Here is a 22,149-nt window from a genome sequence, read left to right on the forward strand (position 1 = left end):
GAGAGTAAAGATGAAAAGAACAGTAATTATGATGCTTGATTCGTTCGGCGTCGGTGCAGCTAAAGATGCAGCAGCCTTTGGTGATGTTGGTTCAGATACTTTTGGACATATCGCTAAGGCATGCGCAGAAGGCAAGGCTAATGATGGTCGTGAAGGCCCATTAAAGCTGCCTAATCTCGCTAAGTTAGGCTTAGCCTTAGCCGCCAAAGAGAGCACAGGTGCTTTTGCCGCTGGTTTTGCTGACGACGTTGAGGTGATCGGCGCTTATGGTTATGCCGACGAGCTAAGCTCTGGCAAAGACACCCCTAGCGGTCACTGGGAGATGGCGGGTGTACCCGTACTTTACGAGTGGGGTTACTTCAGCGATTTGACTAACTCTTTCCCAAAAGAATTGACTGATAAGATTCTAGCGCGTGCAGGTTTAACGGATTACCTTGGTAATTGTCATGCATCGGGAACCGCTATTTTAGAAGAGCTTGGTGAGGAGCATATGCGCTCTGGTATGCCTATTTTCTATACTTCAGCCGATTCAGTATTCCAGATTGCCTGCCATGAAGAATCGTTTGGATTAGAGAAGCTTTATGAGCTTTGTATTATTGCGCGTGAAGAACTCGAACCTTATAACATTGGTCGAGTCATTGCGCGCCCATTTGTGGGCACGGGTCCAAGTGACTTTGCGCGTACTGGTAATCGTCGTGATTACGCGGTTGAGCCACCAGCACCAACAGTATTAGATAAGTTAAAAGATGCCGGTGGTGAAGTGGTCAGTGTCGGTAAGATCGCAGACATTTATGCCCATTGTGGTATCACTAAGAAAGTGAAAGCAACAGGGCTAGAAGCGCTATTTGATGCCACTTTAGAGCAGGTCAAACAAGCGGGTGATCGCACTATCGTATTCACTAACTTCGTTGATTTTGACTCTCATTATGGTCATCGCCGTGATATCGCTGGCTACGCGCGTGCGCTCGAGTATTTCGACAGCCGTTTACCTGAGATGCTAGCGCTGTTAAATGAAGATGATCTGTTGCTATTAACAGCCGATCACGGTTGCGATCCAACATGGAAAGGCACCGACCATACTCGTGAGCGCGTACCAGTGCTTGCGTATGGTGCAGGTTTGGTTGCGGGCTCACTGGGTTGTCGTAACAGCTTTGCCGATATAGGCCAAAGCATTGCGACCTATTTCAAACTTGAGCCGATGGAATATGGCGAGTCATTTGTTGCATAAATGACGAATAGAGGTGGTCGTAAGCTCACCTCGTTACACCGAATTCTCAATTTGGCGGTTAAGATGATGGCCGCCAGTACTAGAAAGACTTAAGTCTAAAATAATAGGGGTTATATAGATGGCTACACCACATATTAATGCAGTAGACGGTGCATTCGGCGATACAGTGTTATTCCCAGGCGATCCACTTCGTGCTAAGTACATTGCTGAAACTTTCCTTGAGAACGTTGAGCAAGTGACTGACGTGCGTAACATGCTTGGTTTTACCGGTACTTATAAAGGCGTACGTATTTCTGTTATGGGCTCAGGAATGGGTATCCCATCTTGCTCAATCTACGCTACTGAACTTATTAAAGATTACGGTGTTAAAAACCTCATCCGTGTCGGTACTTGTGGCGCAATTAGCACTGACGTTAAAGTACGTGATGTGATCATCGGTATGGGTGCATGTACTGATTCTCAAGTTAACCGTCTACGTTTCAAAGGCCAAGACTTCGCTGCTATTGCTGATTACAGCTTGCTTAGCGCTGTGGTTAAAGCCGCTGATGCGAGAGGGACTAAATACCGCGTAGGTAACGTATTCTCTGCAGACCTTTTCTACACACCTGATCCAGAAATGTTTGATGTGATGGAAAAGATGAATGTACTAGGTGTCGAGATGGAAGCTGCTGGTCTTTATGGCGTAGCAGCTGAATTCGGTGCTAAAGCACTGTGTGTTGTCACTGTATCTGATCATATCCGTACTGGCGAAAAGACCTCTTCTGATGAGCGTCAAACCACCTTTAATGACATGATCGAAATGACACTGGACGCGGCAATTACTCTGTAATTTTTCGCATTAGTGAGCATTAAAAAACGGGCCAATCGGCCCGTTTTTTTTTGTGCTATAAAATGACTCATTTCTATTAAGATAACTTGTCGTTATTGTCGTTATTGTCGTTATTGTCGTTAGCGTCGACTGTCGTATCTGCCGGCGAAAGCGCAGCGGCGAGCTTTTTCCCGAGTTTCGTTTTTGTTTTTCTGCGGTCAAAGTCGGCGCGCTTGAAAGATAGCGCGCGCGAAAGCAACATCCCAATTAGGCCTGCAATGATAAGCATCATCTGTTGCTGCTCCATATTAAGCTGATGGGCTTCTTTGATCTCATTAAAGAACAGTTCAGGTTGTAATCTCACCTCGATATAGCCCAAATTCTTATCATCTTGTAATACGGCTTCGACATAAGGAGGGTATGTTGACAGTAAGTCTTTCATCTCATCAGAATCTGGATCTAACTCATCTTGAGTCACACTTTGGGCGAATGAAAGCCGTTGTCCTTGCTCGCTAAAGATGGTTGCAGACATCACCTTGGGATCTAAAACCAAGGCGGTGGTGAGCCATTGCAGTTGTTCATCATTTTGTAATTGCAGTGCTGGAGCTGCGCCATAGGCAGTTTGCTGCACAAGTAATCGTGCCATCTTTTGCGTTTGGGACTTTAGAAGCTGCTGACCTTGTAGTAGGCTTGTTTCCCATAATTGGAACAGACCCGCCATAAGCGCCAGTGCGATGCCTATCTGGATCAATCGTGAAAGCCTATGGGATTTTTTGAGTCCTTTAAGAAAAAACACTTTGTACCTGAACATGATAAGGGTTTTATTAATCATAATTGATTATCGTCAAACCCGATAGCCGGAGATGTAACACTAATGGAAAGTCAGCGCCAAGTTTCACTGTTTTCATGGATCTATGATGAGAGTTCTGACGCGTTCGAAAATCAAGGTCACTCTTTTGTGCGTCATCTCGAGGCTAATGCATTAATAGAAGTGGTGAGAGTGCGTATTGTCTATGAGAGTCGCGATGTAGAAGCTCAGTTAGCCGCAGCGATGATGGCACTGACATCGCTTGTGAGCATCGCTCAGATCAAGCGTCAATCGGGCTTACACTGTGTTGAACTTATTCTAGATGAAGCGCTTAGCGAAGCTGAGACAAATCAGTTCGATGCGATGGCGGGCATTGAGCTTATTACGATGGGCGAGAACTCTCCACGCTTAGATCAAGTGGGCTTGCTTGTGATGGATATGGATTCCACAGCGATCCAAATTGAGTGTATCGATGAGCTTGCGGTCATGGCGGGTGTTGGTGCAGAGGTGGCAGAAGTCACCGAGCGAGCTATGCAAGGTGAGCTTGATTTTGAACAAAGTCTTAGGGCTCGAGTCGCCAAACTAGCAGGAGCAGATGCGAAGATAATCGATGATTTATGCGCGCGGCTGCCGCTAATGCCGGGACTAATTGAGATGATCAAGGAGCTACAATCTCATCAATGGCGTCTAGTGCTCGCCTCTGGCGGGTTTACCCCTTTCGTTGGTCATTTAAAGCAGATGTTGTCACTCGATGCCGCCCATGCCAATGAGTTGGTCATTGAAGGTGGTCAATTAAAAGGTGAAGTGTGTGGCACTGTCGTCGATGCGCAGTTTAAGGCTGATACCGTTGAAAGTGCTGCTAACGAGTGGCACATCGCTTCTGGTCAGCGTCTCGCCATTGGCGACGGCGCGAATGATATCCCAATGATAGAAAGTGCTGATTTTGGTATCGCTTATCATGCAAAGCCTAAGCTACGCGCGGCAGCGGACGCCGCGATCGATAAGCTAGATCTACGAGTATTGCCTTATATGCTGGTTGATCTGAGTTAATGGAAGATGTTAGCTCGCTTAGACAATGCAAGTGAATGCAATGCAGTTAACGGAATAAAGGCTTATTTAGGATAGGTTTATAACCTCGAGTAGAGGTTCGTTATAGGAGGTTGTGTCTGCCGCTTGGCAATAAATTTGTCATTGTTAAGTGGCTTGTGGTTTTAGGCTCTGTTTTAATCATCAGGTTAGCCGCTGATCTGTAAGGGCTATTTTAAAACGCCTGTTTACCGTGGGTTTTTATATGTAGTCTGACTTGTTTTATTCCATGATTGTCAGTAACTTAATCGAAATTTATTTTATTTTAATTCTATTTTGAACATCATTCAGCAATCTCTTTATATTCCCTACCGTCAAGGTCAACTTCATCTGCGGCAAATAAAACGTGCAGATGCCGATATGCGAAGGCCGCCAATATTGATGCTCCATGGTGCCATGTCTAACGGCCGAGTTTTCTATAGTGACAAAGGTAAAGGCTTAGGATGTTATCTAGCCCAAGCTGGCTACGTGGTGTACGTACTCGATACCTTAGGTAGGGGGCTTAGTACGCCCAAGTTATCAGCGGGGGCGAGTCATGGACAGGGTGAGGTGATTCGAGAGCAGCTTCCTTTAGTGCAGCACTATATTTTGTCGATTCATCAAGGCGTCAGTAAAGTGCATTGGTGTGCTCATTCATGGGGCGGAGTGCTGATGGCGAGCGCTATCGCTCGATTCGATTTCTTTCAAACGAGTGTGGCATCACTGCTGACTTTTGGCTCTAAACGAGCGATTAAGGTCAAATCGTTCAAGAAATGGCTCATGGTTGATCTCGCTTGGAATCGACTCGCTCCAGCAATCGCCATGGGACATGGTTACTTAGCTGCCGATCGATGGCGCATGGGGATGGATAACGAAAGTCGTGCATCCCTTTCTCAAAGTATCGATTGGGTTCGAGGTGATTGGGTTGATCATGATGATAACTTTGATTATGCAAAGGCCGCAGCTAAACTCGCCGAAGGTGCTGGATGGCCTAAATCTTGGTTTATTGCAGGTCTGGGCGACAAAGTGCTTGGGAATCCAAGTGACGTGCAGCGTATGATCGCCGAGTGCCAGATGGGTGATGTTAAATACACACTATTATCAAAAGCAAATGGCAATAAGCATGACTATGGCCACGCCGATATGCTGATCCATAAGGATGCGATATCCGATCACCTCCCTTCGGTGTTAGCCTGGTATAACGCTTTTACGGGAGCCTAGTCTTCTATCTGGCGATTGAATTAAGGTGATTTTTTAATGATAAAGACTTGGGTAGCGTAGCATTACCTCTGGGGTAACATCTAATAGTTCGCCCACGCCTATGATACGCCACATCTTTTGCTCTAATTGTTTTGCCTTGTGCGGCGCATGTACGTTGATATATTCAAGTTCTCGCCTGATATAGCTCATATCAGGCTTGCCTGTTGCGCCGCGATAGATACGCAGCGCCATAAACTTACCTAAATTTTGGCTTTGGCGAATAAAATGAATTTGCGCCTGTTCATCACCGATCTCTTTTGGGGCGATGCATTTCATTTTTATTCGTCCTTGAGATTGGCGCGATACTTGAAGATAGACTTCGAAAAATTCCATGCCATGCTGCGGTTTCATCTGTCGGATTGGATCGATAAAATCACGTTTGAGATGGCCATCATCGAGCAGAGTGCTGAGATCATATTGCAGAGATTGTTGGGTGGCTGCAGCGAAAAGATCGGTGATCTCGTTCGAATGTTTACTCACTCCTAATACGCCCAACTTGGCTGATTTACTGGTTTTCTCAATGAAATAGGGTACAGACGCAAGTTCTCTCATCAACAGGTTCTTTAGGCCATCAGAAAGTTCTTTCATGTCGCTGTTGGCTTCGGTGAGTTTTTGTAATTTGTCACGATTGGTTTCGATGAGTCGGTTTAAGAAGGCGACGCCTACATGCGCTGCGTGGCCGACCATTGCCGCCAAATGTATAGTGATGCCATTTTTTCGAGTACGTATCAATCGGTAAGGTAGTTGAGAAAGTTTGGTTTTTCCTGCCAGATGCTGCAACTTAGGAAAACTTAAATATAACGGTGCGCTGGCATCGAATGTTGCGGGATCATCTAAGGTGACTTGAAGTCCTTTACCCGAAATATCTAAGGTAAAACCTTGATGAATCTCTTTTCCTTGGGTCACAGTCACTAAGGTCTTGAAAGAGAACCTTGCCTCGTTTCGCCTTTCGGTAAATTGTAGTGACAACAGTTTTATTTGGTTAGAGGTTAATTTCTTCTGCCCAAATGGCTTTAGCTCATTGGCTTGGTGCTCTTTGGTATCCCACTGACCGTATTGTTCTAACATATCGCTATTGGTTAAATCGATAAGTTGTAAAACATGGCTAAAGCGTTTGAGTTGTGCTTCGGTTAGTGGTGAATAATAGCTGCTATCGCCCGGGAGTATGCTGGATTTATAGGACGTGAGATGGTCGATTTCATGGCTAGTGAGCTTAAAGATACTCCAAGTGGATTTACTCGACCCAAAGCGGATAAATAAGCCTAATAGATCGGTTGCGAGTAACTCAGCTAAAGTCGCCGAATAGAAAAAGATGTTGCCTTGAGTTTGGAAGGTAAAGCAGAAAAACAGCGCGTGTTCAATGCTGTTAGGTTCATCGAGCAAGGCCTTTAAACGACTAGGGGTTAACATGCCAGGTAACTGATCGATCTCTTTTTCATCACTAAAGAAATGCTGCAGTTTTTGATTATCTCGACTTAGTAATTTGTGGGTGATCTTATATTGCCCATCTATATGCTCAACATAGAGCGGCAGATGGGGCAAGTGGGGTAAATAGTGACGCTCAAATCCCAATCCAGTTGCGGCAACTAAAATGTCATTGATATCGACCTTGTAGCGGAACTTGTAGCCCTGAATTAAATTTCCGAGCATTTCGGCTAGGGCATCACTGCCTCCGATACGTTTTAGGCGCATCCAGCTGTATTCATGGTTGCTTTCGACATCGACGACTTGATAGTCGACCCCTTGCTGCAGGTCTTCGAAATAGTACTCTTTACTCAGATCAAGTAACTTAATTCGCAGTGGTTGCTCGACATTAAGTCCATGGCTAGCAGGTAAGCGAATCCGAGCGCCGCCGACCGATAGATCGACTGTTATTCCGCCAATTTCACTCGAACCTGGCTGCACTGCACTAATGCGAATAGAGTAGTTCATCCGCTCTTCGCTGCGATTAAAATAGCTACCTAATATCGCACCATCGGCGACAAAAGGCGTTAGCGCCATGTCGCTATCGCTGTCAGGATCGCGAGATTTTTTACGTCTGAGTTTGTGGGTTTCCATCACTTGCTCATAGACGCCTAAGGTATATTGTCCTTGATACAGTGCTAACGCTTGGATAAAGCTATTTTTGGCTGGAGCATCTAGAAAGTGGGTTTGTTCACCACTTTTAACTGTCTCACAGGGGAGTTCTGACTTATCTCTTAAATCAATCACTCGGGTACATAGAGAAGATAGCCGATTAAGCTCCATTTTTAGCAAGAAACGGGTAGAGTTTGACTCTTTAGAGGTCAAATTTTCAAACAACTCTTGGAAGTTCTTTTCCATAAGCAAAGGTTTTAGTTGCTCTATCAAGGCGTTGTGTTGCTCTAAACTCATTGGCAATTTCTTTTTTGGGTGATTATTTTAAAGGTCACTTATCTTGTGTCGGCTAGCGGTGAAAAAACTTGATAGCCTCATGTTTATTAATGATAAAAATTAACTTTTAAGTAAGCGTTGACCATTTTATTGTTACCGCAGTTTAAGTCATTATGTGGGGGAAGTGCGACCGATTAATGATCAATGGCTAAATATTGATGACTTCTTGATTCACTTTCGCTGCAGATCGTTAAATACCGCGGATGTTAAGATATTTCCCTAGGATAATTTTATAACAAGCTAGAGTGAGATTTTGTGTGTCTCTAGTACTTGGGTCGCATTGTTACTGTGTTTAACGATACTCATGTAGAATGATAGCATCATGTTGGCGCCGCTTGGTACAGATGTATAACAGTGGCAGCAGAAACAGACTGTAAAGGTTAATAGAATTAGAATCGAATATGGCGAAGAATAAAACAGCTTATGTATGTAATGAGTGCGGCCAAGATTTCCCGCGTTGGCAAGGGCAATGCAGTGCCTGTAATGAGTGGAATACGATCACCGAAGTTCGTTTAGGCGCGGTAAAATCGAATAGTGGTTCGGTAGCGGGTTACGCAGGCTCTGTGGGCGGCGGCTCCAAAAAACTCAGCGAAGTTGAGGAGTTTGAAGCCAAAAAGATGCTGACAGGGATCGGGGAGTTAGACCGGGTGTTATGTGGTGGGCTAACCACAGGGTCAGTGAATATTATTTCTGGTGATCCTGGTGCGGGTAAAACGACCATCTTGTCTGATCTGGTGGCGCGTATGTCGCAAGTTATGCCATCGCTCTATTGTACAGCCGAAGAGTCACTGTCACAGTTTAAGAATCGAGTTAACCGACTCAAGTTAGATTGCAACGAGGATAATTTGTATCTGATGGCCGAGACCAGTGTTGAGGCTATTATTGCAGAACTAGAAGCAAAGCAAGTTAAGTTTGCGGTGATTGATTCTATTCAGGCGGTGGTCACCGATCTTGCGAATGGGAGCCCAGGCTCTCCATCACAAGTAAAGAGCAGTGCTCAGGCGCTGACTCAGTATTGTAAGCAAAATAACGTCACCATGTTCCTTGTGGCGCATGTGAACAAAAACAATGAAACAGCTGGACCACAGACGCTGATCCATATTGTCGATTGTTTAACTCATTTAGAGTGTAACGATGGTCAAGTTCGTACCCTTCGCGCTAACAAGAACCGTTTTGGTGATGTCGATACCGTCGGTATTTTCAAGATGACAGAGCGGGGGATGATCAGTGTCGATAACCCTAGCGAAATCTTTCTCTCTGGTTCGACGACAGATTCTCCGGGGGCTGCGATCACCTGTATTCGTAAGGGAAATCGTAACCTGCTGTTAGAGATCCAGTGTTTAACCACAGAGACCGAAGGTGAATTTCCACAGCGGGTTTGTGTGGGATTGAATATGAATCGTATCAAGATGCTCACTGGTATTTTACGCAAACACACACGTACTAAGATTTTTCATGATACCTATTTCAATTTGGTTGGCGGGCTTAAGATTGATGAGTCGGAGACCTGTATCGATTTAGCTTTGGTTACCGCCTTGCTCAGCAGTTTAAATGACTTTGTGGTCCCAAGGACCACCTGCATCATGGGAGAACTGAGTTTAAATGGTGATGTTCGTCCCATAGATAGCGGGGTACCACGGGTGAAAGAGGCGGTGCAGCACGGCTTTACTGAGATTTTTATTCCATATCGTAACTATCATAAATCGATGGAGGGACTAGGAGCTAAGATTAACCCTATCAAGACGATTCATGAACTGCTGGAATTAATCAGCTAGTTATCACGGCTTAGGTTAATAAAAGGGCTAGGACAATGCCCATGAAAGCGTTCGCCACGAGTAGGATGCTCAAAATAGAGGTCGCTTGCGTGTAATTGTAAGCGATCTGCCATCTGCTGACTCTGATGGTTTTTATAGAGATCGCAGCCAATAATTGGGTGCCCTATAGTCAGGCTATGGATCCGTAACTGGTGTGTGCGGCCGGTATGAGGAGTATATTGCACCATAGTCCGGGGCGGCTGTTCCAACCGAGTTAACACCTCATATTCACTGATGGCGGCTTTGCCTGTGGCGTGGCAAATTTTTACTAGGGGAAACAGGTTTTTATCTTTGGCTATTGGTGCCGTTATCTGTCCTTTGTCATCGGCAAGCCAGCCCTCTAACATGGCGATGTAGCATTTTTGAACCGTGCGCGCTTGAAATTGCTTATTGAGATGCTGTGCCGATCCTGCGTTCAGCCCAACCACCATAATGCCTGAGGTACCAAAATCTAATCGATGCGGCAATTTTGCATCAGGAAAGGCTGGAGTAAAGCCAGCTTGGCCATGTACCAAACGGTAATGTACCGAATCCCAGTTAAGTGGATTTTTTCCTGACAGACTCAGCAGTCCGCTTGGTTTATTAATTAATAGTATCTCTTCATCTTGATATAGGATCTTCACTAAATCGTCACAGACGGGGGCGACAAAGTCATCAACTATCCCTTTAGCTGGTTGACAAGGATGAAACATTTGGATTCCCTACAATTGAGAAATTACGCTGATAAATAAACAGACGGTTCGTTCAGATCAAAAAAAGGGGAAACGTATTCCCCTTTCGATGTCACTTAGATTTGGTAAATTTTAACCTTGATCGTGAACCTCAATAAACATTTTAAGCTCTCGGTTTAGCAAGGAAGCATCACCTAAGTTGAGCTCAAGCATGCGCCTAAGATGGCTGATACTATCGACGTCGATATGTAAACATTCTAAGCCTAATTGCCCCTCTTTTTGATGGATTAACTTAGTCTCCATCGATACCACTACATCCGATTCGCCTAAGGTAAAGCTTAATTGCAGTGGTTGTTCTGATGCTACAAAACCTGAAGGCTCGTTGATCAATGCACCGTTAAGACTGAGATCGTGGATCGTAGTTGGCCAGACAGTTTCTTGTTGAGTGAGTGTTGCATTCGCATCAAATAAAATACGCGAAAATTGGCGTCTTTCATCCATAATCTGTCCTTACGCTTTGAGGGAAGCTTTATGTTATAGAGTAAGCATAAGCTAACATAGCCTTAGTGTAAAAATCTTGCTTTATATTTATGACATCAAGGCGTTAATTGCTTATTTGTTTAAGGTTTTTGTTGTTGATCACCTCGTGAATAAATCTGCTAAACTTGCCCACTATTATTGGTGTTGTTATTGGTTGTTATGTTATTTGCACAATTAGGCTTAAGCCAGCCGCTGTTAGCTGCTTTGGAACAGCTTAGCTTTTCCAAAGCGACAGCTATTCAAACTGCAGCTATCCCGGTTATTTTGGCGAAAGAAGATCTTCTGGCATCCGCACAGACTGGGACGGGTAAAACAGCCGCATTTGGGTTACCTATCTTACAACAACTGCTCGACGCTGGCGTATCGGCGCAAGATCAACATGATGTGAAGGCATTGATACTCGTACCGACGAGGGAACTCGCATTACAGGTACAATCGAGTCTGCAAGGGCTTAGCCAGCATACCATGTTGCGAGTCGGTATCGTTTATGGCGGCGTGAGTATTGAAGCGCAACAAGTTGCCTTGGGTCAGGGGCTTGATATCTTAATCGCGACGCCAGGTCGCCTACTGGATCATCTTAATCGTGGCTCGCTGACGCTAGCTAAGCTTACTCATCTGGTATTTGATGAGGCAGATCGCATGCTCGATATGGGGTTTATGGACGAGATCCATGCCTTGATGAGTCAATTACCTACATCACGTCAGACTTTGCTTTTTTCTGCCACCCTTGATGATAGTGTTTTGGGCTTTAGTCGTGACTTACTCACTCGTCCTAAACGGATAGAGGTGGATCAAAGTAATAGCGTAGCGAAGGATATCGAGCAGCGAGTATATGCTGTTGACAGTGACAAAAAGTTTGCGTTGTTGTGTCACTTAGTGACGACAGGTGATTGGCAACGGGTGTTGGTGTTTAGCCGAAAAAAAGTGGCAGCAGATAAGTTAGCGCAGCACTTAAGCGAAAAGGGGATTCAAGCGAGTGCCTTTCACGGTGATCTGAGCCAAGGCGCAAGGGAGCAAGTGCTACAAAGGTTTAAGTCGGGCGAGATAAAGGTGCTGGTGGCGACGGATGTGGCCGCTCGGGGAATTGATATCCAGAGTCTCGATTACGTGGTTAATTATGAGCTGCCGTTTGTTGCTCAAGACTATGTTCACCGCATTGGGCGCACGGGACGCGCGGGTAACAAAGGGGTTGCTGTGACCCTTTTCAGTGAAGACGATGGGCTGCGACTGGAAGAGGTTGAGGTGTTGCTCGATAAGCGTTTACCTCAACAATGGTTACCTGGTTTTGAACCCGATTTAACTAAAGTCGATCCATTCGCTGGAAGAAACAGTAAATCGGCGCAAAAACGTCGGGCTAAGAAACGCCGTTATCCCAGTAAAAAATAGTCGTGAAAATAACGCCAGAATATGTGTATCTGGTTTAGCTTGATAAGCTTTAGCTGCGTTAAAACAGCATTTGGCCCTTGGAAAAGGGGGCGTGCCTCGGATGAGCATCTTTTTTGTCGATGATGACAACCTAAGGTGCACATTTTTCTATTAAAGAGAGCATGCTCGCCGCTATTTTGCGGTTATCGCAACCTTCTGCAGTAGGTATGCTCACAATATGTGCTGTTTTGTTACTTTGCTCTAGTTTCTTGTGATCACTTTACTGTAGAATTCGCGCCCAACTAAGGCTGTGATATTGGTGAGTATTTGCTTACCTCCATGAGTCGCTAGGGTTGATCAATCAAATTAAATAACTATTCCATTTTTAACAGGGTAGTGATCGATTCCATCGGCTTGCAGGTCACGTTAGGCACAATAATAAGTGCCCAGTGGATCTCTCACCCGTTTTTTTAACGGGGCTCTAACTTGCCACAGCCTTTCAAATTAAGAGATCAAAAAAGGTAAATAATTATGAAGTCTGAACAGACTCTCGATACCCCCGCAGTACCTGCTAGTTCTATACTTGACCGTTATTTCTCTATTACTGCGAGAGGCAGTACCCTAAGGCAAGAGGTGATTGCCGGACTCACAACTTTTCTTGCCATGGTGTATTCGGTGATCGTTGTGCCAAATATGTTAGGTGCGGCTGGATTTGATCCTGGGGCTGTGTTTGTTGCTACCTGTCTGATCGCTTCATTTGGCTCGTTGTTAATGGGGCTTTGGGCAAACCTTCCTATGGCGATAGGTTGCGCCATCTCGCTAACTGCCTTCACCGCATTTAGTATGGTGTTAGGTCAGGGAATTTCGATTCCGGTAACCCTCGGGGCCATCTTCCTGATGGGAGTCGTATTCACTTTGGTGAGCGTGACTGGCATACGTCAGTGGGTACTCACTAATTTACCTAAGGGGATTGCTCACGGCACGGGTATTGGAATTGGCTTGTTTTTATTACTTATTGCTACCAATAGCGTCCACTTGATTATCGCAAATGATACTGGGCTTCCAGTAAAACTGGGTGATATTCACAGTCTACCAGTGCTTGCAACGATTATCGGCTTAGCTGCGACTATTGGCCTCGAACGCCGAGGTGTGCCTGGTGGCATTTTATTGGTGATCATCGTTTTGTCTGTATTTGGCTTAGTGTTTGATCCCGCTGTTACTTATCAAGGGCTATTTGCATTTCCCGATCTGATGTCGGACAAGTCGCTCATTGGGCAGTTAGATATTATGGGGGCATTAAATCCTGTGGTGTTGCCGATAGTATTAGCGCTAGTAATGACCGCTATTTTCGATGCGACCGGGACGATACGCGCAGTTGCGGGGCAAGCTGAGCTGCTCGATAGCAAAGACAATATCGTGGGTGGAGGTAAGGCGCTAACATCCGATTCTGTCAGCAGTATTTTCGCTGGCGTAGTTGGCGGGGCACCTGCTGCGGTATATATCGAATCTGCGGCTGGAACGGCTGCTGGTGGTAAAACAGGATTGACTGCGACCATAGTCGGCACTCTGTTTTTACTGATGGTTTTCTTAGCACCGCTTAGCTATTTAGTCCCCGCTTATGCAACCGCTCCCGCGTTGATGTATGTGGGGCTTCTGATGCTGAGTAATGTCACTAAACTCGACTTTAATGATAAAGTCGATGCGATGGCAGGCTTAACCTGCGCGGTATTTATCATTCTAAGCTGCAATATTGTAACAGGCATTATGCTAGGTTTTGTCACCTTAGTGATTGGCCGTATCTGCAGTGGTGAGTGGCGTGCATTAAAGCCTGGGGTACTGGCTATCACTATCGGTTTAGTAGCGTTTTATCTAGGTGGCTGGGCTATTTAACGTTTGAACCGTTAGCTGGTTCGGTACTCGGCAATTTTTAAAGGCGAAACTATGAGAGTCACTTCATGTTTCGCCTTTTTTATTGGCTAAAGGCTCTTAATAGATCTTTCCAGGTGATGATACCCACGATCTGACCTTGCTCGAGCACAGGTAATGAACCTATATCGTTTTCAATGAGTAGTCGGCTCGCATCTTTAATACTCTTGTGAGGCGCAATGGTGATGGGATCACGGGTCATGACTTGGTGCGCTCTTCGTTGAAGAGTTTCTGAATCGCGTTCGGTTTCGTTGATGGCGCCGACATTAGGGCTTAGGGTTCGAAGATAATCTCGCTCTGACAACACGCCTTGTAATTGATTATCTTCGACTACCAATAGATGATGAAAGGGTGCACTGTCGAAGATCTCTTTGACTACTGTGAGCCTGTCATCCATCTCTATAGTGACCACGCGGGTACTCATAATATCTGCGACCGTAATTGTCATGGCAATCTCCTTGTTATGCTATTTATAACAGACAATTGCGTGTTCAACAAACCACCGGTGAGTCTTAGTCCGTTTCCTGCTTTTGTAGTTAAAGATTGGGGATAACGGTTTGGCTCTTTCCTATGCTTTCGGTACTGTGAGTATTGATCTCTTCATCAGTATCACTATCAATATTGCGCAGTGGAAGGTGGCAATCGATATAGCGAGCACGCCTTTTGGGCTTGAGTTTGTGGGTGTCGACTAGCACTAAGCCGTCAATACAATCACCAAAATCGACATCGACACCAAAATCAAGAAAGCTGACACCCTGATGATGACATAGTTCGCCATACTGCTTATAGAGAGCAGGCACTGCACTATTCATACTCGAAAGGATCTGTTTAAGTTGTTTAAATTCGGATTGATAGTCATCTCCAGGGTATAGCAAGCTCAGTTCCTGTCTTTTTGCCTCTGTAAAGTGGTAGCGATTATTGGCGTGAGCCATCTCTTGTGACGGTGAAAAATGGGCTTGATAGAAGAAGACCAGCATCTCCTTAACACGTTCGGGTAAACTATCACTAATCGATACTGGGCCAAAAAGGTAACGATATTCTGGATGCTTGGCTAAGTAAGCACCTATCCCAAACCAGAGATAGTCTAGGCTGCGTTTCCCCCAGTATTTTGGTTGTACAAAACTGCGTCCAAGCTCAAGCCCTTGTTCGAAATAGGGGGTAAAACAGGCGTGATAATTAAATAATGATTGGCTGTATAAGCCTGTACTGCCATCTGCTTGATATAGATGCTTAGCGCTTGCAAATCGATATGCGCCGACAATATCTAAGGTACTGCTATCCCACAAGACTAAATGGAGGTAGTGGGCGTCATACTTGTCGATATCTCGCCGCTTACCAGTGCCTTCGCCTACGGTTCGAAAGGCAATTTCTCGCAATCTGCCAATTTCGCGCATGATAGGATTGCTTTGATCATGTTGATAGAGGTAGATCAATTTGTTGTCGTGGGTTGTTCCGAGTAATTCACATTGTGAAAGTGCTTCTATGAGCTCAGTGCGCGACTCAGGATGTGCAATTGCATTTTGTGTCGTAAACAGCGGGCTACGATTTTTGCCAATACGGTAAAGATGACTCTTCAATAGCTTAATTTGAGTCTTAAGAGGGAAATCGCTACTGGCGACAACCTCTTTTGGGATGAGCTGACCAATTCTGACTGGCATGGTTCGCTTTGCCTGTTTAAACATCTCCTTTACCAGCAATAAGCTGGCCAAAGGCTTATAGATCATTGACGCGCCATAGAAAGTTGCAGAGTTTTTCGCATCGGCAAACATCGGCAGTAATGGCGCCTGACAAGCTTTGGCCATTTTGACAAATCCACTGTGCCATTGCAGATCGCGTACGCCATTTGGGCGTAGCCTTGAGACCTCTCCTGAGGGGAAGATCAACACTGCACCTTCATTCTTTAAATGTTGATGAATATTATTGATATGTTGTTTGGGTGTACCACTAGTCATATTACGAACAGGCAAAAGTATTGGGTGTAACGGTTTTAAGGTCATTAACAACTCGTTAGCGACAACTTTTACATCTGGGCGAACCTGACTGATCAGTTTAATCATGGCTAATGCGTCGAGAGAGCCGATAGGATGGTTGGCGTAAATAACCACCCGTCCTTCGTGGGGGATGTTTTCTATCTCGTTACTTGGCACGCTGTAGGTGAAGTTAAAACTGGCTAGTACCTGTTCAATGAAGTCGATACCCGAGAAGTGGGTAAACTCTTGAGTGATTTCCTGACACTCTTTTTCCATCAAAAAATAACGCAGCAGGGCTTTAGTCGGAGTAGCAAGCCAAGCAGATTGGTTCAGTCTAGGCAGGTGATTAGTAATAACATCATCGACACTAAATATCATTTTTTGCATAGGATTGGTTCGCTTGTGTTATCTCTGTCAGAGGCGCTTATTTGACACTGAGAGTAGCGAGATGATTTGAATTACAGATGAAGGATTTATTGCGCTCAGATGACGGGATTTAGCGGTTTACGATTAATTCGGATGGAAGGGTGATGATAAAAGTGCTTCCCTGATCTAGCACTGAGTTTATCTGTATTTCGCCTCCAAGAACCTGAGTCACTATGTTATAGACTATGTTCATACCTAAGCCACTTCCACCTTTACCTCTTTTAGTTGTGAAGAAGGGTTGAAAGACTTGTTCTTGGATCTCATCGGACATACCACAGCCATCATCTTGGTAAGTGATTTTGATCCCTAACTCATCGCTTTCAACGGTAAGGCTTAAGTTGCCAGAGCGACCATCAGGGTATGCATGGATCACCGAGTTATTGAATAAATTACTGACTATCTGATAGAAAGCACCTGGTGTGCTTTTAATATTTAGCTTTTCTGGACAACTATAGCTGTATTTATGCGGAGTGCGAGACAGCATTGGATTGAGTGAAATAAAGATCTCATCGAGGTAAGCATGTAGATCGAACTCTCTGACATCTTCATGGGACTGATCGACCGAGACTTGTTTGAAGCTCGCAATAAGTTTTGAAGCGCGCTGCAGATTTGAGAGGATTAATTGACAACATTCAGCGACTTCAACTTGATAAAGTACAAAGTCTTCGTGGGATACATCGCCTTGTTGATAGTTTTTGTCGAACACTTTTACACTTTCTTGCAGGTGCGATGCTGCCGTCACGCTAATCCCTATGGGAGTATTAACCTCATGGGTAATACTCGCCACTAGGCCGCCGAGAGCCGCCATCTTCTCTCTATCCATTAACTCGCCCTGAGTGTGCTTAAGTTCATCGAGGGTGCTATTGAGTTCGTCGTTGCGCTGTTGCAGCTCCGTCGTACGTAGTTTGACTCGTTGTTCAAGTTCTTGGTTGAGTTCTCTAAGTGCTATTTCCGTTTCTTTTTGCTGTTGAATATTCTTTATTGTCCCTGCCACCCTAGACGCTTTTCCGTTAGCATCACGTTCAACGACTTGGCCACGGTTTAATACCCAAACCCAGTTTTCCTGTTCATCCATCCCTCGATAAGAGACTGAAAATTTGTCCATCTGTTCATTTATGCACGCTTGGGCAATTTGCGAAACCTTAGGAGCATCTTCAGGGTGAATTCGATTTAGAATCGTCTCTTCGACCAGTTCGATGCCATCAGGGTATTCTAAAAAAGTATTAGTTCGATTGACTATTCCCTTGGTGATGTCCCAATCCCAAAACTCATCGCCACTTCCCCATAGTGCCAATTGCAAACGCTGTTCACTGTGTGCGATCTCCTTTAGCAGCTCTGCTTGTTGTTTATACTGCCACCATTTTCGATAGAAGAGGTAGCTGATGATCATGAATGCGAAACTGAAGTAGAAGGTGTACGCGAACGGAGACCGCCAAGGATCAGGTTCTATCATTACCTTTAATTGTCTCGTAGGGCTTGTTATGTTGTTGATATCTTTTGCGCGCACCTCAAAAATATAGTGACCAGGGCCGAGCCCCGTGAAGTAGGTGATCTGTTCTGTAGAGGATTGAAGCCAGGTTGGATTAAGCCCTATCATGCGGTATTCATAGCTAAGACGACTGGCATTGTGTAAGTTCGGACTGTGATAATGCAATGAAAAAATATCGTCTTCGTGGGTGAGTGATAGGGAAGCTTGATTTTTTTCTGAAATGTTATCAATGTTCAGCGCTGGCATGGGTTTATTAAGAATATATACATCAGTAATAACAGGCATGTTCGGCGCGAGCCTTTTGGGGAGCTGAGTTGGATTGAAGTGATTAAATCCGTTTACGCCGCCGACGTATATGGTTCCATTTTTCCCTAGGCTTGCTGCCCTAAAGTTAAATTCATTGGCCTGTATCCCATCGATATCTGTGTAGTTAGTGGTCGTCATCAAATTTGTATCTAGAGCGGTTAATCCCTTAGTGGTGCCAAGCCATAGAAGATTGTGTTGATCGGCTAGCAGCATATAGATGGTATTTCCAATAAGGCCATCGTCTGTTGTGAGTAATTTACTCGCTAAGGTTTTGCTATTAAACAGAATTAAACCATCAGTACTGGCTATCCAGAGGTCGTTATCTCGACCAGTTACGATAGATAGCAGACTTTTTTTAGGTAATTTAACAGAAGACTCGGTATTGAAGTGACGAATATTGCCTGCTGGTGAAATGCTGATCAGACCATCAGTGGAGGAGGTCAACCAATAGACCCCCTGATTATCTTGTGTCATATCAGTAATGAAGTTTGTGGGTAGACCTTGGCTAGCGTTGATGGTTTTAAAGCCTTTTTCTACGCCTAAGTATTGGGTGATTCCGGCATCTTTAGTCGTTATCCAAGGTTGCTTATCGCGGTCGAAGTATAGTGAGAGCAGTGTATTGCTAGGAAGGTTATTACTACCTTGATAGTTGGCTTGGTAGTGGATGTAACTCTGCTTATCTTGAGCATAGATAAAAAGGCCATCGCCGCGTGTGCCAATCCAGATTTGCCCCTTGTCATCTTGCTTTATAAAACTGATAAAGCTTTTTGATAACATTGTATTTTGCGGATTAAATAACTCAAAGCCGGAAAGGTCGCCATTGCTGTCTTTTAGACCAAAGTAGACGCCGTTGGCCGTACCAATCCATAAATCTTCATTTTCATCATCTAAAATTGCGCGAACATCAACATTCTTCAAGTTATCAGTGGGAAAGCTAAAACCATGAATATGGCCAAAATATTGGGCATCTAAGAAGGTTTTACTGAGACCTCCGCCTTGGCTGCCAATCCAAAGTTGTTGTTCATTGTCTATCCATAGTGAGGTGATCACCGGGCTGTTGACGCTGTATCTATTTTCGCTGGCAGAGTTAAATAGATGTAAGTGGTGCTGATTTGGCGAGTATCGAGCCAATCCATAGGAGCGATACCCTATCCAGAGGGTGCCAAATTTATCGCGTTTTAATGCGGAAATTTGACTCGATTTATATGTCAAAGCCGTTGTTATTTCGATCATGTTATTGTTAAGGATGTCGAGCAGGAATAAGCCTTGGTCTTGAGTTCCTATCCAAAGGGTATCGCTATTGCCTTGCTCGATAGCGCTGATCTTGTCAACAATGCCTTTACCCCAAAGGGATACTTTATATTGGCTTTGAGCCTGTTCTATGCTTGCCAGTCCCGCGTCAGTTCCTAGCCAGAGTCTGTCATATTTATCTCGAAATAGGCTAAGCATCTTATTGCTTGGTAGGGCAAAATGCTTAGATGCAGTGTCAAATCGCTCAATTATTTTACGGGTTTTAGGTGAAAAATAGAGTAGACCTTTATCGGCTGTTGCGACCCAAATATTGCCATTGGCTTCAAGATTAATATCGACAATATCATTGGGTAGCTCACTGTTTTTACTATTAAATACCTCAAATATGCCCGTGTCAGCATGATAGCGGTTTAGACCGTCACTACGGGTGATTAACCACAGCTGATTATGGTTATAGTGCAGCTTTTTAATATGCTTGACCGAGGGGCCGTATGGACCTTCTGTAATGTCGAAAATTTTGAAATGCTTGCCGTCGAATCGATTTAATCCCGCTTGTGTTGCAATCCAAAGATGGCCATCATCATCGCTAACGATATCGGTAATCGTGTTCATAGATAGCCCGTCTTTGGCTCCAAAGGAGTCAAATTGGGGTTGGTATGTTAGTGCACTACAGCAAAAACTGATAGCGAATAACAGCGATATGACAATAGCTCTCATTTAAGCAAGCCGGACTGGTATTTAGTTGATGTTAAGTGTCTAAGTTTAGGAGTGATTTGGGAAATTGCGAGGAATGAAAGTCAAGATAGTATCCAGAGCAACAGATGTTGCTCTGGTTTATTTACAAACGGGTTAAAAAATTAGATGAGCGACCCCAGCAATGACGGGGAGAGTTACTAGTGTGCGTAGAATAAAGACCACGAACAGTTCCACAATATTTACCGGAATTTTACTGCCAATAAGCAGTGCGCCAACTTCACTCATATAGATAAGTTGAGTGACAGACATCGCGGCAATAATAAAACGAGTCATGTCTGATTCTATCGAGCTGGCTAAGATCGATGGAATGAACATATCGGCAAAGCCTACCACGATAGTTTTTGAGGCTTCGGTGGCTTCTGGTACTTGTAGTAGCTCCAGAAGTGGAATAAACGGCATACCTAGATAATTAAAAATCGGCGTATATTCGGCGATCATTAAGGCGACGGTCCCTATTGCCATGACAATAGGAATAACACCAAAAATCATATCGATAACGTTTTTTAAGCCATCCTTAAGGGTGTGAACTATGCCTTCAGATTTTTCAGCCTTTGTCATTGCTTGCTCAAATCCCCAAGCAAACACGCCTTTGCCCTTGGGGATCACTTCATCGTCTGGATGACGCGGAGTGTCGTCGATGTAATGATCTTTCTTCCATGACAGAGGTGGAAGTTTAGGCACTACGATAGCGGCGACAATCCCCGCAAGACAGACAGTGAGATAGAAAGGAACGAATAAGTGCTCTAGTTTAACCTGCGATATCACCACCAATGAGAAGGTGATAGATACGGCGGAGAAGGTGGTGCCGATAACGGCTGCTTCTCTTTGAGTATAAAAACGTGATTCATATTGCTTGCTGGTCATCAAGATCCCAACACTACCATCGCCAAGCCAAGAGGCCATACAGTCGATAGCGCTGCGACCCGGCAGGTTGAACACTGGACGCATGATCTTTGTGAGCAGAGTGCCAAATAACTCTAATAGACCAAAATTGAGTAGTAGCGGAAGCAACATACCTGCAAAGATAAAAACGCAAAACAGTACTGGCAGCAGATCATTTAATACCAAGGCGCCAGTATTCGCCGAGTTAATCGCTTCAGGTCCTATACCTGCGTAGGTTAGTACGATAAAGACTGCACCAACTACCCTAACAATAGCCCACATCAAACTGACATTCAGCAGTGAATGCAAGAAATGGTGCTGTAATAATGCGCGAGGTTTGAATAGCTTGCACACTAAGGTGGCTATTGCGGTTATTACTACTATGCTAGTCACGATTGCAGTTGCGGCATCACCTAGCAAGTTTTGTAGCCCTTTGGATACAATTGCGATGGGAATCGTGATCGCATCTTGATAACTGATGGGTGTCATAAATAACAACAGGCCGATCAGCGAGGGAATAAGAAAAGTCAAAAATGTCTTTATGTTATGGGGGTGTTTTTCAGCCACTTTGTTTTGCCCTAAATTACGCTGTTTTTACAACGGCAATAAATTAATCAAAAATCCATAAAATGATTTAGTATGAATATCCATTCACGAATAAGCGGGGAAGGTTACCCCCTAAGTCTAGTGATGTAAAACCTTATCTTGCTTGCTTAAGAGAATCACTGCAGCAGAATAGTTATTAGCACTTTGTGACTATTTATATTGTACTGGATATTGTTAGATTTGCATCATGTAATTTTGAGTTAAAATTGTTTGAAAACAATGTAATGGATGTATTTTCTTTTGGTGTTTTCCTGATGATTGAGGTTAAGCACAAGTGTTGAATTACTTGATTTTGATAAACTCCTTAAGGTTAGCAATGTGTTGAGCTTAATTCATGTTTAAATCATATTACTTGAGTCATTGATAATGTATTCACCGCATCAGCTTATCTGTTTGATTGTTTGGCTATACTATTTGCAAGAATAATCAAGCTGGAAGGATAATTAGGCTAGGTATGTCAGTGTTTATCGAGGCGAGTGAATGGTGGGTCGCCTCAGTCCATTATTCTCAATGTGGAGAATTGGTCGATGTTTTATTTGGTTTTATTTGGTTTTATTTGGGTGATT

15 protein-coding genes are annotated in these 22,149 nt (G+C 44.3%); 7 read left to right on the forward strand and 8 right to left on the reverse strand.

Annotated features, from left to right (window positions below; genetic code table 11):
* The first annotated feature begins 10 nt into the window (after positions 1–10).
* Both K0I73_RS05380 and deoD read left to right on the forward strand, forming a co-directional pair.
* Positions 11–1,228 carry a phosphopentomutase gene (locus K0I73_RS05380; RefSeq protein ID WP_220063480.1) on the forward strand — a complete coding sequence of 406 codons (1,218 nt, stop codon included), beginning with the start codon at positions 11–13 and terminating at the stop codon, positions 1,226–1,228.
* Between the two features lie 118 nt (positions 1,229–1,346).
* Positions 1,347–2,057, forward strand: coding sequence for a purine-nucleoside phosphorylase (gene deoD, locus K0I73_RS05385; protein ID WP_220063481.1), 711 nt, complete (start codon positions 1,347–1,349; stop codon positions 2,055–2,057).
* A gap of 76 nt (positions 2,058–2,133) precedes the next feature.
* On the opposite strand, the gene K0I73_RS05390 is transcribed toward deoD, so the two are convergent.
* A complete protein-coding gene (locus tag K0I73_RS05390; RefSeq protein WP_258405299.1) occupies positions 2,134–2,868 on the reverse strand; it encodes a YtjB family periplasmic protein in 735 nt (244 codons plus the stop codon).
* A 42-nt stretch (positions 2,869–2,910) separates the two neighbouring features.
* On the opposite strand from K0I73_RS05390, the gene serB reads away from it, so the two are divergent.
* Positions 2,911–3,894, forward strand: coding sequence for a phosphoserine phosphatase SerB (serB, locus tag K0I73_RS05395; RefSeq protein WP_220063482.1), 984 nt, complete (start codon positions 2,911–2,913; stop codon positions 3,892–3,894).
* Between the two features lie 312 nt (positions 3,895–4,206).
* On the forward strand, positions 4,207–5,130 hold the full coding sequence (locus tag K0I73_RS05400) for an alpha/beta fold hydrolase (protein ID WP_220063483.1): 924 nt from the start codon (positions 4,207–4,209) through the stop codon (positions 5,128–5,130).
* A 33-nt stretch (positions 5,131–5,163) separates the two neighbouring features.
* On the opposite strand, the gene K0I73_RS05405 is transcribed toward K0I73_RS05400, so the two are convergent.
* Positions 5,164–7,542, reverse strand: a complete 2,379-nt coding sequence (locus K0I73_RS05405) for a PilZ domain-containing protein (protein WP_220063484.1) — start codon at positions 7,540–7,542, stop codon at positions 5,164–5,166.
* Positions 7,543–7,982: 440 nt separating this feature from the next.
* Between K0I73_RS05405 and radA the strand changes: the two genes are divergently transcribed.
* Positions 7,983–9,356, forward strand: a complete 1,374-nt coding sequence (gene radA, locus K0I73_RS05410; protein WP_220063485.1) for a DNA repair protein RadA — start codon at positions 7,983–7,985, stop codon at positions 9,354–9,356.
* On the opposite strand, the gene K0I73_RS05415 is transcribed toward radA, so the two are convergent.
* Positions 9,353–10,087 (reverse strand): RluA family pseudouridine synthase, encoded by a 735-nt coding sequence (locus K0I73_RS05415; RefSeq protein ID WP_220063486.1) that lies wholly within the window; start codon positions 10,085–10,087, stop codon positions 9,353–9,355. The genes radA and K0I73_RS05415 overlap by 4 nt on opposite strands.
* Before the next feature lie 111 nt (positions 10,088–10,198).
* Positions 10,199–10,567 (reverse strand): PilZ domain-containing protein, encoded by a 369-nt coding sequence (locus tag K0I73_RS05420; protein ID WP_220063487.1) that lies wholly within the window; start codon positions 10,565–10,567, stop codon positions 10,199–10,201.
* Between the two features lie 198 nt (positions 10,568–10,765).
* On the opposite strand from K0I73_RS05420, the gene K0I73_RS05425 reads away from it, so the two are divergent.
* Together K0I73_RS05425 and K0I73_RS05430 are read left to right on the forward strand one after the other, a co-directional pair.
* Positions 10,766–11,992 (forward strand): DEAD/DEAH box helicase, encoded by a 1,227-nt coding sequence (locus K0I73_RS05425; protein ID WP_220063488.1) that lies wholly within the window; start codon positions 10,766–10,768, stop codon positions 11,990–11,992.
* Between the two features lie 510 nt (positions 11,993–12,502).
* Positions 12,503–13,861 (forward strand): NCS2 family permease, encoded by a 1,359-nt coding sequence (locus K0I73_RS05430; RefSeq protein WP_220063489.1) that lies wholly within the window; start codon positions 12,503–12,505, stop codon positions 13,859–13,861.
* Positions 13,862–13,940: 79 nt separating this feature from the next.
* Here K0I73_RS05430 and K0I73_RS05435 read toward each other — a convergent pair whose 3' ends face one another.
* From K0I73_RS05435 to K0I73_RS05450, 4 genes are all read right to left on the reverse strand, one after another.
* The gene (locus K0I73_RS05435; protein ID WP_220063490.1) at positions 13,941–14,345 is read right to left on the reverse strand and encodes a CBS domain-containing protein; all 405 of its coding nucleotides are present in this window, start codon (positions 14,343–14,345) and stop codon (positions 13,941–13,943) included.
* 88 nt (positions 14,346–14,433) lie between these two features.
* Positions 14,434–16,254, reverse strand: coding sequence for a bifunctional ornithine lipid synthase OlsF (olsF, locus tag K0I73_RS05440; RefSeq protein ID WP_491573765.1), 1,821 nt, complete (start codon positions 16,252–16,254; stop codon positions 14,434–14,436).
* Between the two features lie 109 nt (positions 16,255–16,363).
* Positions 16,364–20,056, reverse strand: a complete 3,693-nt coding sequence (locus K0I73_RS05445; RefSeq protein ID WP_220063491.1) for a two-component regulator propeller domain-containing protein — start codon at positions 20,054–20,056, stop codon at positions 16,364–16,366.
* A 132-nt stretch (positions 20,057–20,188) separates the two neighbouring features.
* Positions 20,189–21,544 carry a YjiH family protein gene (locus K0I73_RS05450; RefSeq protein WP_220063492.1) on the reverse strand — a complete coding sequence of 452 codons (1,356 nt, stop codon included), beginning with the start codon at positions 21,542–21,544 and terminating at the stop codon, positions 20,189–20,191.
* Positions 21,545–22,149 lie beyond the last annotated feature (605 nt).

It is taken from the genome of Shewanella mesophila, from assembly GCF_019457515.1.
In the GTDB taxonomy this organism is placed as follows: domain Bacteria; phylum Pseudomonadota; class Gammaproteobacteria; order Enterobacterales; family Shewanellaceae; genus Shewanella; species Shewanella mesophila.